Origin of the sequence: Candidatus Nitrotoga fabula (genome assembly GCF_905221025.1) — a bacterium.
GTDB lineage: Bacteria > Pseudomonadota > Gammaproteobacteria > Burkholderiales > Gallionellaceae > Nitrotoga > Nitrotoga fabula.
This window is the reverse complement of record NZ_CAJNBL010000021.1, coordinates 25,735-41,742: the sequence shown is the minus strand read 5'-3', so window position 1 is coordinate 41,742 and position 16,008 is coordinate 25,735. Positions and strand designations below refer to the sequence as shown.

General features: G+C 49.3%; 10 protein-coding genes. 5 read left to right on the top strand and 5 right to left on the bottom strand.

The genetic code is table 11. From position 1 onward, the window contains the following. Positions 1–124 precede the first annotated feature (124 nt). The 5 genes from KJA68_RS05725 to KJA68_RS05705 form a co-directional block, all read right to left on the bottom strand. Positions 125–1,522, bottom strand: a complete 1,398-nt coding sequence (locus KJA68_RS05725) for an FAD-binding oxidoreductase (RefSeq protein ID WP_213035972.1) — start codon at positions 1,520–1,522, stop codon at positions 125–127. A 55-nt stretch (positions 1,523–1,577) separates the two neighbouring features. Further along, positions 1,578–3,755 carry a primosomal protein N' gene (locus KJA68_RS05720; protein WP_213035971.1) on the bottom strand — a complete coding sequence of 726 codons (2,178 nt, stop codon included), beginning with the start codon at positions 3,753–3,755 and terminating at the stop codon, positions 1,578–1,580. Between the two features lie 82 nt (positions 3,756–3,837). Next, positions 3,838–4,902 carry a uroporphyrinogen decarboxylase gene (gene hemE / locus KJA68_RS05715; protein WP_213035970.1) on the bottom strand — a complete coding sequence of 355 codons (1,065 nt, stop codon included), beginning with the start codon at positions 4,900–4,902 and terminating at the stop codon, positions 3,838–3,840. A gap of 357 nt (positions 4,903–5,259) precedes the next feature. After that, a complete protein-coding gene (locus tag KJA68_RS05710) occupies positions 5,260–6,687 on the bottom strand; it encodes a glutamate synthase subunit beta (RefSeq protein WP_213035969.1) in 1,428 nt (475 codons plus the stop codon). Next, positions 6,688–11,385 (bottom strand): glutamate synthase-related protein, encoded by a 4,698-nt coding sequence (locus tag KJA68_RS05705; RefSeq protein WP_213035968.1) that lies wholly within the window; start codon positions 11,383–11,385, stop codon positions 6,688–6,690. 417 nt (positions 11,386–11,802) lie between these two features. Here KJA68_RS05705 and gmk point away from each other — a divergent pair, with 417 nt between their 5' ends. The 5 genes from gmk (at position 11,803) to KJA68_RS05680 (ending at position 15,999) form a co-directional block, all read left to right on the top strand. Further along, on the top strand, positions 11,803–12,411 hold the full coding sequence (gene gmk / locus KJA68_RS05700) for a guanylate kinase (RefSeq protein WP_213036008.1): 609 nt from the start codon (positions 11,803–11,805) through the stop codon (positions 12,409–12,411). Between the two features lie 14 nt (positions 12,412–12,425). Next, positions 12,426–12,632, top strand: coding sequence for a DNA-directed RNA polymerase subunit omega (rpoZ, locus tag KJA68_RS05695; RefSeq protein WP_213035967.1), 207 nt, complete (start codon positions 12,426–12,428; stop codon positions 12,630–12,632). 392 nt (positions 12,633–13,024) lie between these two features. Beyond that, positions 13,025–14,401, top strand: a complete 1,377-nt coding sequence (gene pabB, locus KJA68_RS05690) for an aminodeoxychorismate synthase component I (protein WP_213035966.1) — start codon at positions 13,025–13,027, stop codon at positions 14,399–14,401. Between the two features lie 228 nt (positions 14,402–14,629). Beyond that, positions 14,630–15,313, top strand: coding sequence for a ribulose-phosphate 3-epimerase (gene rpe / locus KJA68_RS05685; protein WP_213036007.1), 684 nt, complete (start codon positions 14,630–14,632; stop codon positions 15,311–15,313). Further along, positions 15,313–15,999 carry a phosphoglycolate phosphatase gene (locus tag KJA68_RS05680; RefSeq protein WP_213035965.1) on the top strand — a complete coding sequence of 229 codons (687 nt, stop codon included), beginning with the start codon at positions 15,313–15,315 and terminating at the stop codon, positions 15,997–15,999. Before rpe ends, KJA68_RS05680 begins: the two co-directional genes overlap by 1 nt. Positions 16,000–16,008: the final 9 nt, after the last annotated feature.

Genomic DNA, 16,008 nt, shown 5'->3' with positions numbered 1-16,008 from the left:
GGCCAGATCAATCTTCCCGCACATCGTTTTCTCAAAAACAACCATCAATTAAATGATTCTGACCCGATTTACAAACTGCTACCTGGCCCAATTGCCGCGACCGCCCAATCAACAAGTTCAAACCCTATATTACCTTCCCTGGATTCATTAAATTTTCTGGGTCGATCGTGAACTTGATGCTACGCATCAATCCCATTTCGATTGCATCCTTGTATTGGCATATCTCATTACGCTTAAGCTGTCCTAATCCATGTTCGGCGCTGATGCTGCCGCCCAGTCCATTCACAATATCGTACACAATCCGGTTAACCTGCTGGCTTTTTTCGATTAATACAGAATTCCGGACAGCGTCCGGCATAGAAACATTGTAATGAATGTTGCCATCACCAATATGGCCAAAAGCAACAATACGCACACCATTGAATACTGCACGCAATGCTGAATTAGCCTGGGTAAGAAATTCAGCCACATGGCTGAGCGGCACCGCAACGTCATGCTTAACACTAAAACCTTCAAGTTTTTGTGCTTCGCTAATATTTTTCCGCAAATACCACCAGCTTGCCGCACGCTCATTTGAATCAACAGAAAACTCAAGGATCCCTTCACCAAACCCTTGCAACGCATAATTCAGAGACAGGTCCAATGAAACCGGAAGCACATCCGATAACTCTATCAGCACGATCCAATCATGGCGTCGTGAGAGAGGTTCATGCGCATTTGAAATATGATGTAAAACCAGATCAAGACAGGAGCTGGAAATAATTTCAAAAGCGCTTATTTTATCTCCACAATTCTCCCGTAAATAGGCAAGCAATCCAACCGCTACCGCAGGATCACGCACTGCCACACACGCAGAAGCCACCGATCGTGGTCGCGGAAACAATTTCAGTACCGCAGCAGTAATAATGCCAAGCGTACCTTCTGCCCCAATAAATAATTGTTTCAAATCATAACCAGTATTATCTTTGCGCAGTCTGCGTAATCCATCCCAGATACGGCCATCCGGTAAAACCACTTCAAGACCAAGAACAAGATCGCGCATATTGCCATAACGGAGCACTCCAACCCCACCAGCATTGGTGGAAATATTCCCGCCGATTTCGCAGTATTCCGCGATGGCGGAGAGGCCAAGCGGGAAAAGACGATTAGCCTGCTCCGCAGCTTTCCGTATCGCGGCCAGAGAACATCCCGCTTCTGCCGTTAGCGTGTAGTTAACTGTATCCAGCGCATAAATCCGGTTCATGCGCGACAAATTCACTACAATCTGCTGGCTATGGGGCAAAGGGACTGCCCCCCCGCACAAACTGGTATTACCACCTTGCGGAACAATTGCGAGACCATGCTCGGCGCAAGCCGCAACCACCGCAGCAACCTGCTGTTTATCACCCGGCAAGACTACCGCCAGCGCATCACCGCTATAACGGCCACGCCAATCTATGCAATAAGGGGCAGCCATCTCGCCACTTAATACATAGTCCAGGCCAACGACATTCCACAGGATTTTTTGAACCCTTGAATACATAATTTTTTTCAGCGAATTACTTTCTAAATACCCTGACTTCCCATAACATGGGTTTTTAGAAATCTATCGGGTCTATGTCCAGTGACCAACGCAAATTCCGTGCAGGCAAAGCATGTACCAAAGGAAGCCATTCTCGCAAGAAATGCTGTAAAGATTTACGCGCTTCACTTTGCACCAGTAATTGCGCTATAAAGTGGCTCGACCGACGCGGCATAGCTGCAGGGACTACTCCATAAATTTCAACCAGCCCGGCAAGCTTAATTCCAGCATCGCGCGCATGTTGTAGAAAAGTATACAGACATGTCTCCTGTTTTGCTTCTGCACGTAGCAATGCCTGATACACGAATGGCGGGAAACCGGCATATTGACGTTCCACAAGCAGATTTTTTGCCCACGCATCATAATCGTGATCCCGCAAAGCACTGAACAATAGGTGGTCCGGAAATGCTGTCTGAAGTAACACTTCGCCTGGTTTTCCTGAACGGCCGGCGCGCCCTGCAACCTGAGAAAGCTGGGCAAAAAGTTTCTCTGACGCACGAAAATCACTACTATATAAAGCAGAATCCGGACTAAGCACCCCTACTAAGGTCAGGTTAGGAAAATCGTGCCCCTTCGCCAGCATTTGCGTACCTACCAGAATGTCCACTGCATCTTGATGAATCTGCTGCCGAATAGCCTGCCATGTTCCCTTATTACGCGTACTGTCGCGATCTACCCGGAGAATGCGAGCATCAGGAAAATGATCTTGCAATGCACTCTCTACACGCTGCGTGCCAATGCCGACCGGCAGCAAGTCGGCATTGCCACAGGACGGGCAGGCTTGCGGAACCCTCTCGTGGTAGCCACAATGATGGCAGCGCAACCGGCGATCCTTGAGATGCAGCACCAATTTCCCTGCGCAACTTGAACAACCTGACAGCCAGCCGCATGCCCCACACATCAGTACAGGAGCATACCCCCGCCGATTAATGAAGATCAGACTTTGCTCCCTTCGCTGCAACCTCTCTGCAACAGCATCCAGAAGCGGTTCACTAAGGCCATGCCGAAAGACAGTTTTTCCGGTGTCAATGCAATGAATGATCGGCAACTGGGCTTGCGCCACCGCACGCCGGGTCAAACGCAACATCCGGTAACGTCCGGTCTGTGCATTATAATAACTCTCGAGCGAAGGAGTGGCCGATCCCAGCACAACCGGCACGCCGCACTGACTTGCGCGAAAAACTGCCACATCCCGTGCCGAATAACGCAAACCATCCTGCTGCTTAAAGGAGGCATCCTGCTCCTCATCCACAATCAGCAATGCAAGTTTTGGCGCAGGAGCAAATACTGCCAGGCGCGTTCCAAGTATGATGCGTGCTTGACCGGATTGCGCACGAAGCCAGTTCTGCAGGCGTTCCCCTTCACTTAGGCCACTATGGAGAGTTACCAGCTCTACCCCCGGCAAACGGACGCGAAAATAACTTTCCAGCTGGGGGGTAAGGTTGATTTCAGGTACCAAAAGCAACACCTGCCCGTTGCGCTGTACTATATGGTGCATTAAATGCACATAAATTTCTGTCTTCCCGCTCCCGGTAATTCCGTGCAGCAAAAAACATTCAAAACATTGCACTGCGTTAACCACATCCACTGCCTGCTGTTGCTCCAAGGTCAACGCATGAGCGTTTTTCAATATATGTGGACCTGGAATCTCCGGCATCACACAAGACTTCACCCAGCCTGCATCCTGCAAAGACTTGAGGGCAGATGGTCCACGCGAAGATAATGCACGCACTTGCACGTGAGATAACGTGCCCAGCTGCAAGGCCGCAAATATTCGGCGCTGCACTGCACTGCGCTTGGGCAGAAAGTTTATATCGAGGTTGCGTCCACTATCGCTCAGCATATACCGAACCGAATCCTTGAGCACAACCTTATGACAGGAACGCAAACGGGCCGGCAAACCGGACAAAACTGTAGCACCTAGGGGATAATGGTAATACTCACTGCAAAAACGAAACAACCCAAGCAAATCTGCAGGCATAGGCGGAATATTATCCACCACCTTCAACACCGGCTTGATCCGTTCCACTGGAAAAACCGAATCGGTTACAGACTCCATTACCACTCCCGCCATGATTCTGCGTCCAAATGGAACCCATACCAATTGCCCCGGAACAATGTCAGTACCATTATCCAGAGAGTAGTCAAATAATTTTGACAATGGCACATCTAACGCGACGCGAACAATTGTCATGTAATGAAACCTGCTCCAGAAATTCCGGCTTGCGCCTGACTTTCAGAATGATCCTGTAATTCGACGGAAGTAACAAAGATCTCTAGTGATATTTACGGCTTAATTCATGTACAGCCTGTACAAGCACAGCAGCATTATCTGCATTGGTGAACTGGGAAATTCCATGCCCCAGATTAAACACATGACCACTGCCATAACCATAGCTGGCAAGAACATGTTCCGTTTCGGCACGAATTACTTCTGGCGTGGAAAACAATACGGCTGGATCCAGGTTTCCTTGCAGCGCAACCTTATGGCCTACTTTCTGACGTGCTACCCCAATGTCAATAGTCCAGTCTAGTCCTACCGCATCGCATCCAATATCAGCAATGCTATCGAGCCACAGGCCACCGCCTTTAGTAAATACAATAACAGGTATAACCGTGCCATCATATTCCCGCTTTAGTCCTTGGACAATTTGTTGCATATACGGCAGGGAAAATTCGTGGTAAGCCGCGTGCGATAGCACCCCCCCCCATGAATCAAAAATCATTACCGCCTGCGCACCTGCTTCTATCTGTGCATTCAGATATTGCGTTACTGCTCCTGCAGTAATTCCCAAAATGTGATGGATCAACTTCGGTTCCTTGTACATCAACGTCTTTACCCGTGCATAGTCACTGCTGCCTCCGCCTTCAACCATGTAACAGGATAATGTCCATGGACTTCCAGAAAATCCGATCAACGGCACTTTGCCATTAAGAGCCTTGCGAATTTGTGACACGGTATCAGTAACATAACGTAGATCCTTGCCGATGTCTGGTGCTCTCAAAGCCTTAATGGCAGCAGCATCACTCAAAGGACGAGCAAACCTGGGTCCTTCCCCCTCGGTGAAATACAATCCAAGTCCCATCGCATCCGGTATGGTAAGAATGTCAGAAAACAGGATGGCAGCATCCAGCGGAAAGCGATCTAACGGTTGCAATGTCACCTCTGTCGCCAGATCAGGATTTTTACATAAATCCATAAAGCTGCCCGCACGCTTTCTCGTTGCACAGTATTCCGGCAAATACCGTCCAGCTTGGCGCATCATCCAAACCGGGGTGTAATCAGTCGGCTGACGAAGCAGGGCACGCAGAAAGGTGTCGTTTTTTAACTTAAAATTCATATTGATCTCTTCGTAATTTATCCAGATTAAGTGTAAACGACCTAATTCTTCATTGTTCCCCTAGTCAGAAAAACCGGACAGTTATGGCCTGATCATGCAATAAGACGGATCATCTGGGTAACAGTCATCTAACATACGAACATGCCGATAGTCTCCAGGAACCAGCAATTCATGGCGTCCTGAAATATCAGTTAGCAAATTCTCCACTAAACCATGAAATATAAAAATGGTTGCAGAATCAAACAGCAAGCCTATTCAATACCAGTAGGAATCACCAAGTGAACTGTATGGCATGTAAAGCCAGCACAGATGGCTCACCGATAACCGCATCCCGACCATTGACAAACCAGCATAACCTTAAAGTGGCAGGCTGGAACTACCCATCAGATACTCATCCACTGCGCGTGCGGCCTGTCGGCCTTCACGGATTGCCCAAACAACCAGGGATTGGCCGCGCCGCATATCACCGGCAGCAAATATCTTACCTACCGATGTCTGGTAATAACCTGCTCCATCCGTAGCCGCACGAGCATTTCCACGGCCGTCCTTCTCAATGCTAAATGCATCCAGAATTTTCTGCACGGGGCTGACAAAACCCATCGCCAGCAGCACGAGGTCCGCCTTGATTTCAAATTCGCTCCCCGCGATTTCGTGCATTTTTCCATCTTTCCATTCAACACGTACGGCACGCAATTTTTCGACCTTGCCATTCTTGCCGATTAATTCCTTAGTTGCCACAGCCCAGTCCCGCTGACATCCCTCTTCATGAGAACTGGAGGTGCGCAGCTTCATCGGCCAGTAAGGCCAAACCATGGACTTGTTCTCCTGTTCCGGGGGGCGCGACATAACCTCAAACTGTGTCACTGAAATCGCTCCCTGCCGGTTCGAAGTCCCAACGCAATCCGATCCAGTGTCCCCGCCGCCGATAACCACTACATGTTTACCTGTGGCCTTTATTTGTTCAGACAAAACATCTCCGGCTACCACGCGATTTTGCTGTGGCAAAAAATCCATTGCAAAATGCACCCCATCCAGGTTGCGACCCGGAACCGGAAGATCTCTGGGCTGCTCCGCCCCTCCAGCCAATACCACTGCATCAAACTCATCCTGCAGTTTCTGAGGCGGCACATGCAGGCCAATATCTTGCCCAACAAGAAACTCCACCCCTTCTGCACGCATCTGATCAATACGACGATCAATATGGGATTTTTCAAGCTTAAAATCAGGAATACCATAACGCAGCAGACCGCCAATCCGGTCATTTTTCTCAAACACCACTACGTCATGCCCTATGCGTGCCAACTGCTGCGCACATGCCAGACCAGCCGGACCAGAACCAACAATCGCAACCCGCTTGCCAGTTTTTGTCCTGGCAGGCTGTGGTTTTACCCAGCCTTCCTCCCAGCCTTTATCAATAATGGCATGCTCAATCGACTTAATACCCACCGCATCATCATTGATGTTTAATGTGCAGGCCGCCTCACAGGGTGCCGGGCAAATACGCCCGGTAAACTCAGGGAAATTATTCGTAGAATGCAGAACATCCAGCGCGGATTTCCACTGGTTACGATAAATCAGATCATTCCAGTCCGGAATGATATTATTAACTGGGCAGCCTGTAGTACAAAATGGAATGCCGCAGTCCATGCAGCGCGAACCCTGAATGGAAGCTTCCTGATCATTCAGGCGTGGCATAAATTCCTGATAGTTTTTCAGACGTTCCACAACAGGAGAGCTCTGCTCGCTCAGGCGGCGAAATTCCATAAACCCGGTAATCTTACCCATTTAAACAACCTCCAGTTGCTTGTTTTGCTGCGCCGCAACTTCCTGCAGTGCACGGCGGTATTCTGTCGGCATGACCTTGACGAACTTAGGCAAATAATAGGCCCAGTTATTCAATATTTTTTGGGCGCGAACACTTTCGGTATAACGCAGATGCGCAGTCACCATACCGAACAGGACCTGTTCATCCGCCTTACCGAGATGATTGAAATGCACTCGTCCATGCATTTCAACTTCCCCCAGTTCGCTCGCGGCAGCCTCCTCTGGAATGGGCTCCAGTTGCACCATCGCCAGATTACATCTGCTCTCAAAGCAGCCCTCCTCATCCAGCACATAAGCAACACCCCCAGACATGCCTGCAGCAAAATTGCGTCCTGTCTTCCCCAGCACTACTACTACTCCACCGGTCATATACTCACAACCGTGATCGCCCAAACCTTCTACTACTGCAATTGCACCTGAGTTACGCACTGCGAAACGCTCGCCTGCCACCCCGCGGAAATAGCATTCTCCGCTGGTAGCACCGTACAGAACGGTATTACCAACGATAATATTTTCTTCGGCAACTATGTGACATTCCTCTGGTGGCAGTACCGTTATACGCCCGCCGCACAACCCCTTTCCGACATAATCATTTCCCTCTCCTGTCAGCTCGAAAGTCACACCATGCACAAGAAAAGCTCCAAAACTCTGCCCTGCCGTACCCCTGAATTTCACCCTGATCGTGTCGTCTGGCAACCCCGCCTGACCATAACGCCTTGCCACCTCATGCGAAAGCATTGCGCCAGCAGTACGGTTAACATTGCAAATACGGGCTTCAATAGTCACCGGAAGCCGTTTTTCCAGTGCTGGCATTGCTTCGTCAATTAGCCGGTGATCCAAAGCATCAGCCAAACCATGATCCTGTTCCTCTGCACGGCGCCGCGACACACTTGGAGGCACATCCGGCTGATAGAAAATCCTGCTGAAGTCCAACCCCTTGGCTTTCCAATGGGCAATCGCAGGATTTGTATTGAGCAAATCGCTGCGTCCGATCAAATCATCAAACCTTCGAATGCCAATCGCCGCCATGTATGCACGGATCTCTTCCGCCACAAAGAAGAAATAATTCACCACATGCTCTGGCTGGCCCGTGAATTTCTTCCGCAGCAGTGGATCCTGCGTAGCCACGCCAACCGGACAGGTATTAAGATGGCATTTACGCATCATGATACAACCTTCAACCACCAGAGGCGCCGTAGCAAAACCAAACTCGTCCGCCCCCAGCAAAGCACCAATTAATACATCCCGCCCGGTTTTCAACTGCCCGTCCACCTGCAAAACCACACGTCCACGCAACCGATTCAATACCAAGGTTTGCTGGGCTTCTGCCAGCCCGAGTTCCCACGGAGTACCCGCGTGTTTAATGGAAGACAATGGCGAAGCGCCCGTACCGCCATCATGACCCGCTACGGTTATATGATCCGCTTTGGCTTTGGCTACTCCTGCTGCAACTGTGCCCACCCCCACTTCCGAAACCAGTTTTACCGAAATTGAAGCCTGCGGATTGGCATTCTTCAGGTCATGAATTAACTGCGCCAAGTCTTCAATGGAATATATATCGTGATGTGGCGGTGGTGAGATCAACCCTACACCGGGTATCGAATAACGCAGCTTGGCAATATATTCCGATACCTTATGCCCAGGTAACTGCCCGCCTTCCCCTGGCTTCGCACCTTGCGCCATCTTGATCTGAATCTGGTCAGCACTGGTCAAATATTCAGCTGTCACCCCAAAGCGCCCGGAGGCCACCTGTTTTATCCTGGAACGCAATGAATCGCCCGGCAACAACGACAAATCGGATTCAATGCGCCCCTTTCCTATGATCTCAGATAGTTTCTCTCCACCTTTAATGGGGAGGAAGCGGGCAGGGTCTTCTCCTCCCTCCCCTGTGTTGGATTTACCACCAATCCGGTTCATTGCAATGGCCAAAACGGTGTGTGCCTCTGTAGAAATGGAGCCAAGCGACATTGCGCCGGTAACAAAACGCTTAACAATTTCCTTTGCAGGTTCAACTTCTTCCAACGGCACTGGCGGCCCAGCCGGCTTGATTTCAAACAATCCACGCAAAGTTTTCATATGCCGTGTCTGATCATTAATCAGATTCGCATATTCCCGATAAGTCTGCGCGTTGTTACTGCGCGTGGCATGCTGTAGCCTGGCAATAACATCCGGCGTCCACATATGCTCTTCACCACGCACTCGAAATGCATATTCTCCTCCTGCTTCTAGCGCATTGGACAACACAGGGTCGTTGCCAAAAGCGCTCTGATGAATACGCAACGCCTCTTCAGCCACCTCACGCAAACCAATACCTTCAATCTGTGTGGCGGTGCCAGTGAAATACTGTGAAACGAAATCCGCATTCAGGCCGATCGCCTCAAAAATCTGTGCACCACAATAAGACTGGTAAGTCGAAATGCCCATTTTGGACATTACCTTGAGCAACCCCTTGTTTACCGCCTTGATATAACGCTTATCAGCTTCCTTAACTGATAAACCTGCAGGCAAGTCACTGCTCATATTAGCGATTGTCTCAAAAGCAAGCCACGGACATACCGCCTCGGCCCCATATCCGGCCAGCAAGGCGAAATGATGTGTTTCACGCGCAGAGCCCGTGTCCACCACCAATCCGGTGCTGGTGCGCAGCCCCTCTCGAACCAGATGGTGGTGCACCGATGCACAGGCAAGCAAAGCCGGGATCGCCACACGCGCAGATGTAACCCTGCGATCCGATAAAATCAGCACATTGAATCCATCTGCGACCGCCTGATCGGCAGAGGCTCTCAACGTATGGATGGCACCCTCACACCCAGCTGCCCCTTCGCTAGCAGGATAGGTGATATCCAATACCCTCGCCTTGTACTGCCCCTTGGTTAAAGCGCTGATTTCACAAAGCTTGGATAAATCTGCATTGGACAAAACCGGTTGTGGAACCTCAAGGCGAAGCGGTGGGTCCATTTCATCGATACCGAGCAAATTGGGTTTTGGTCCAATAAACGAAGTAAGCGACATTACGATTTCTTCTCGGATCGGGTCTATCGGCGGATTGGTCACCTGAGCAAAAAGCTGCTTGAAATAATTGTACAGACCTTTATTCTTGTCTGACAAAACAGGCAGGGCAGCATCATTCCCCATAGAACCCGTTGCCTCTTCCCCGGCGGCAGCCATGGGCGCCAGTATGAATTTGATGTCTTCCTGCGAGTAACCAAATGCCTGTTGGATGTCCAGAAGGCTGTCGCCTACGGGAATATCCTTGTCAGCAGCCTTTATGTCGGAACTTGGCAAATCGGCAAGAAAATAACGTGATTTTCTGATCCATTCACGGTACGGTTTGGCAGTAGCCAGCTGAAGCTTCAATTCAGCGTCGTCTATTATGCGTCCGACCTGCATGTCGATAAGAAACATTTTGCCAGGTTGCAGCCGCCATTTTTTCACGATCTTACTTTGGGGAACATCCAGCACCCCCATTTCGGAGGCCATTAGCACCAAATCATCCTCAGTTATAAGATAACGGGCCGGGCGCAATCCATTTCGGTCCAGCGTGGCTCCAATCATGCGGCCATCCGTAAACGCCACTGCGGCTGGTCCATCCCATGGCTCCATTAATGCTGCATGATATTCATAGAAAGCGCGACGCTCTTCATCCATTAATGGGTTCCCTGCCCATGCCTCTGGAATTAACAGCATCATCGCGTGAGGCAGCGAATAGCCGCCAGCCACCAGCAATTCCAAGGCATTATCAAAACAGGCAGAATCGGATTGCCCTTCCTGAATTAGCGGCCACAACTTTTCCAAGTCCTGACCCAGCAAACTGGAGGACATGGCGGCGTGACGCGCCGTCATCCAGTTCACATTTCCACGCAGCGTGTTGATTTCACCATTGTGTGCAATCATGCGAAATGGATGTGCCAGATCCCATGAAGGAAAGGTATTCGTGGAAAACCTCTGGTGAACCAGCGCCAATGCGCTAATCAAACTCTCATCCTGCAAATCCAGATAATATTTGCCAACCTGATCCGCCAACAGCATGCCCTTGTAGACAATTGTATTGGCAGAAAGGGATGGAATATAAAAACCTCGCCCCTGCTCGTTTGGCAACCCACGTACGGCATGCTCAACCACCTTGCGGATAACGAACAGCTTGCGTTCGAAACAGGCGGCATCCTCGCAATCCCTGCCGCGCCCTATGAATATCTGGCGTACCACAGGCTCCACTGCCCTGACACTTTCACCCAAGCCAGAGTTGTCCACCGGGACGTCTCGCCAGCCTAACAAAACCTGACCTTCTTCCACAACCTTGCTAGCGATCATCTGCTCGCAGGATGCACGTGCCTGCATATCACGCGGCAGAAACAACATGCCAACCCCATATTCGCCCGCCGTTGGCAACTCCATTCCCTGTTCTACGCAGGATTTACGCAAAAATGCATCAGGGATCTGGATAAGAATGCCCGCACCATCACCAGCCAGTGGATCTGCGCCTACGGCACCTCGATGGGTAAGATTTTCCAAAATTTGCAGGCCTTGATTTACTATTTCATGGCTCCGCTTCCCCTTGATATGCGCCACAAATCCCACCCCACAAGCATCATGCTCATGGCGCGGGTCATATAGCCCCTGCTGGACCGGCAACGAAGAATGACTCACACTGTTCCTCATTAAAAATCATTAACCCAAAATTAATCTAATGTGGCGGCACTCCGCCACAACGCTATTCCTGCATTGCTGTACCTGCAAAAAACAAGGCGAAAGGGCGGGAATATTACCCTGTCTACGACCGCACGGCAACCATAAACCTTTACCCAGATATTATTCTGGGTTGTCACATGCCTGCTGCATCAGATATAACCAAGCACCGGGTGCCACAGGAAAACAATCGGCCCATTCACTACTAAATGCAATTGCAGCACTTCAGCTTGAAGGGCCAATACACGGACTTCAGGACATTAACAAATATGGAGTTATTTTTGACTTTACTGCAATGATGGTAAAATTAACACGTCAAAGCATACAGGCATGCTTTGGGATTTAATTGTCATCCGGCTTTTAATAAAACTATCGGATTTAAAGAATAATATGCAGGGAAACCTTTTCATCGTCAGCGCGCCTTCCGGAGCCGGGAAAACCAGCCTGGTTCATGCGCTGCTAGCCTGCAACCAGGAAATTAAATTGTCCGTTTCCTATACTACACGAACACCGCGTCCCGGCGAAACCGAGGGAAAAGACTATCACTTCATCGACCATGCAAATTTCCTGGCCATGCAAAAACATGGGGATTTTCTGGAATACGCGGAAGTATATGGCAATCTTTATGGGACATCAAAATCATGGATCGAGACAGAGATTTCGAAAGGAAATGACATCTTACTGGAAATTGATTGGCAGGGCGCTGCGCAAATACGACTTGCATTTTCGGATTGCATCAGCATTTTTATCCTCCCTCCATCCCTGAAGGCACTGGAGAGTCGTTTGCAAGCTCGTGGGCAGGATGAACCCTATGTAATCATGCAACGCCTTAACGCCGCAAAAGAAGACATTGCGCACGTCGGAGAGTTTGATTATGTTATTATTAACGATCAACTGGAAATTGCCCTGCAGCAGTTAAATGCTGTTGTCGTTGCCACAGGGCTTCGGCGCGACAGGCAACTAGCACGCCAACACACACTAATAGATCAACTGCAATAAGGAGCAAAAGACCCATGGCACGTATAACAATGGATGACTGCCTGATTAACATTCCAAACCGATTTGAACTCACACTGGCTGCTGCCTATCGCGCACGCCAGTTGGCAAACGGTGCTAGCTATCTTGTAGAGCAATGCAAGGACAAACCAACGGTAATCGCCCTGCGTGAAATCAGTGAAGGGAAAGTTGGGGTTGAAATTCTCACCCGCGGAGTTTCCTGAATTCTTGAAGCTTACCCTCCGTGGAGCATAGCACCTACTTTCCACCTAGATAATTACCCGTACAAACTAAAAAACAGACGGGAAATAGCTAATTTAGATTAGAAAAAATTCCACTTTCGCAATCCTGATTTAATCTGCAGTGTTTAGAGCGCAAACTAAACTGCCGCTATAGCCGACAGCCTGACGTCATCAGAAAACCGTTCATGGAGCGGAATTTCCGAATAATCTATATTCACACCACCCCACTGCTGAATGTACCAGCCTTCTTCCAGAAATCAATATCTCATTCCCAACTTTATTATTTGAGTAAATTTAAATTTCGTATCTGACTTTTCAAACTGCGCTAATCAGAAAGGACAGATAGTTATTCCATCAAATATACAGCACCTAGAATGTTCTACTGTTCTCCACTTCCCTATGCACAGGATGCCACCCCATACTACAGGGCCATAGCAGATTTACCTTGGGCAGCATGGCTTGATAGCTGCGGAAACGGACGCTTCGATATTCTGTGCGCGCAGCCAGTCACAACCTTGGTCACCTGTGGTCCATGTACCGAAATTGCAAAGACAACCAATGTGCAACACTCAGTGTCTGACCCGTTCGAACTTTTGCGCCAAGAACTGGGCACTCCCATCGCGGCTATACCAGGCTTCCCCTTTACAGGTGGTGCATTAGGGTATTGGGGCTACGATCTGGCGCGGCGAATGATTCATCTGCCTGCCCAGACACAAAATCAGGAATGCCTTCCAGACATGATGACTGGCATATATGACTGGGCAATTGTTCTGGATCACCTGGAAAAAAGTGCACATCTGGTATCGCAGCAACGCGATCCAACTACGGAAAAAGTTTTACCCCAAATACTTGCACGGCTCCAGCAAAACCGCCCCATGCCCAAAGAAAAATTCAAAGTGCATGGAGAAATCCAGTCAAACCTTAGCCGCACAAAATATGAATCTGCATTTAAAACTGTACAACGCTATCTATATACAGGCGACTGTTACCAAGTAAACCTTGCACAGCGGTTTGCCGCACCTGCTTCTGGGAATTCTTTCGCCGCATACCTGGATTTGCGACAATTAAGTCCCGCTCCTTATGCTGCATTTCTTAATTTCCCACAAGTACAAATTCTATGCGCTTCTCCGGAACAATTTTTGCAAATTCAAGCTGGGAAAGTTCAAACCAGTCCCATCAAAGGAACACGTGCACGCGCCATTCATGATCCGGTCGAAGACAAAAAAGTGGCAGAAGCACTCGGCCAGAGCGCGAAAGATCGTGCCGAAAATCTAATGATTGTTGATTTACTGCGAAACGATCTGGGTAAATGTTGCAACTATGGTTCAATCCAAGTACCCAAGCTATTCAAAGTAACAGAATTTGCCCAAGTACACCATTTGGTCAGCACCATAACCGGCCAGCTTGCACCAGGACGTGATGCGCTAGCACTGCTGCAAGACTGCTTTCCGGGAGGTTCTGTAACAGGTGCCCCCAAACAACGTGCAATGCAAATAATCGAAGAAATCGAACCACATAGACGCGGAATATATTGCGGTGCAATTGGATACGTCGGATTCGACGGCAATATGGATAGCAATATTACTATTCGTACACTGGTATTTGCCAATAACGAAATTCAGTTCTGGGCAGGCGGAGGCATCATTGCCGATTCGCGCACTGATGAAGAATATCAGGAAACCTTGGACAAAACTGCAGCCATGCTCAAGTTGCTGCAGCGATATGGAGGAACATATCAAAACGAATCATGAGGTCGGGAGCGATTTTTTGTCCGTCCATTGACAGCCAGCAATCCACGGAATTGAAAATACTCTTCCCCATCACGAAAACTATCAATCCAATGTTTACTTCAAGATTCTATGACGGGAACAGCTCATGACGTGATAAAAGTAGCGACCTGAATGTCATTGAATGTAATCATGGGCAAAGTTTCGGGTAGAATGCGCAATTTAAAAGTTAAACTAGTCAAAGGCTTCTCCATGTACAAAATTGCACCCAGCATTCTCTCCGCCAACTTTGCCAAACTCGGTGAAGAAGTAGCCAATGTCATTGCTTCCGGCGCGGACATCATCCACTTCGATGTAATGGACAACCATTATGTACCTAATTTGACCATTGGTCCGCTGGTCTGCTCCGCCATACGCCCAGTTACCCAAGCACCAATCGATGTACACCTGATGGTCAAACCAGTGGATCGCATCATTCCGGATTTTGCAAAGGCCGGTGCCAACATCATCTCTTTCCACCCCGAAGCATCTGAACACGTCGACCGCACGATCGGTCTGATCCAGGAGCATGGATGCAAGGCCGGACTGGTCTTCAATCCCAGCACCCCCCTGAGCTATCTTGACCATGTCATGGATAAAATCGACCTAATTCTGATCATGTCCGTTAACCCCGGCTTTGGCGGACAGAAATTTATTCCTAGCGCACTGGATAAACTGCGTAGTGCTCGACAAAAAATAAATGAAAGCGGACGGGACATCATGCTGGAAATCGACGGCGGCGTAAACACGAACAATATTGCAGAAATCGCTAAGGCAGGTTGCGATACTTTCGTAGCTGGCTCTGCTGTATATGGAGCTGGCAAAGATACCGACCCACACCGCTACGACTCCATCATCGCCGCTCTGCGCTCCGAGCTGGCTAAAGCAGGCAAATAATGTCACACACAAATTTCCCACTCAGCATTTCCGCCATTCTGATAGATCTGGATGGCACATTGCTTCACACCGCTCCTGAACTGGCTGCTGCAGCCAATCGCATGCTGGATGAAATGGGACGCCCTGCCGTTTCACAAGACCTGCTGGTTAGCTATATCGGCAACGGCGTAAGCTGGCTGGTTAAACGTGCTCTGACCGGCGATATGCATGCTGAACCGGACGCTGGATTGTTTAACCAGGCACTCCCGATTTTTGAACGGCATTATCATGAACTGCTCTTGCAAAGCAAACCATTCGACGGGGTCATTGCTGGACTTGACGCCATGAGGGCAGCCAAATTCCATCTAGGGTGCATTACCAACAAGTTGAAATCATTTACCGAACCCCTGCTTGAAGGTACAGGGCTTGCACATTATTTCGAGCTTGTACTTTCTGGTGATAGCCTGCCGGAGAAAAAACCACACCCGATGCCATTGCTGCATGCAGCCCAGTTCTTCCGCGTTCCCGTTGAGCAGGTTTTGCTGATTGGCGATTCGCTCAATGACACAGTTGCTGCACGCGCAGCAGGTTGTCCGGTTATTTGTGTGCCCTACGGATACAATCATGGAGAACCAGTGGACACCCTTGATCTTGACGCGGTAATTGACACACTTCCAGATGCCATGAAGTTAATTCAAAAAGCATAACCCGATGAC

What these genes read in the sequence shown, in the direction of transcription:
- KJA68_RS05725 (WP_213035972.1), bottom strand. Translation starts at nt 1,522, where the DNA reads ATGTATTCAAGGGTTCAAAAAATCCTGTGGAATGTCGTTGGCCTGGAC.
- KJA68_RS05720 (WP_213035971.1), bottom strand. Translation starts at nt 3,755, where the DNA reads ATGACAATTGTTCGCGTCGCGTTAGATGTGCCATTGTCAAAATTATTT.
- hemE (WP_213035970.1), bottom strand. Translation starts at nt 4,902, where the DNA reads ATGAATTTTAAGTTAAAAAACGACACCTTTCTGCGTGCCCTGCTTCGT.
- KJA68_RS05710 (WP_213035969.1), bottom strand. Translation starts at nt 6,687, where the DNA reads ATGGGTAAGATTACCGGGTTTATGGAATTTCGCCGCCTGAGCGAGCAG.
- KJA68_RS05705 (WP_213035968.1), bottom strand. Translation starts at nt 11,385, where the DNA reads ATGAGGAACAGTGTGAGTCATTCTTCGTTGCCGGTCCAGCAGGGGCTA.
- gmk (WP_213036008.1), top strand. Translation starts at nt 11,803, where the DNA reads ATGCAGGGAAACCTTTTCATCGTCAGCGCGCCTTCCGGAGCCGGGAAA.
- rpoZ (WP_213035967.1), top strand. Translation starts at nt 12,426, where the DNA reads ATGGCACGTATAACAATGGATGACTGCCTGATTAACATTCCAAACCGA.
- pabB (WP_213035966.1), top strand. Translation starts at nt 13,025, where the DNA reads ATGTTCTACTGTTCTCCACTTCCCTATGCACAGGATGCCACCCCATAC.
- rpe (WP_213036007.1), top strand. Translation starts at nt 14,630, where the DNA reads ATGTACAAAATTGCACCCAGCATTCTCTCCGCCAACTTTGCCAAACTC.
- KJA68_RS05680 (WP_213035965.1), top strand. Translation starts at nt 15,313, where the DNA reads ATGTCACACACAAATTTCCCACTCAGCATTTCCGCCATTCTGATAGAT.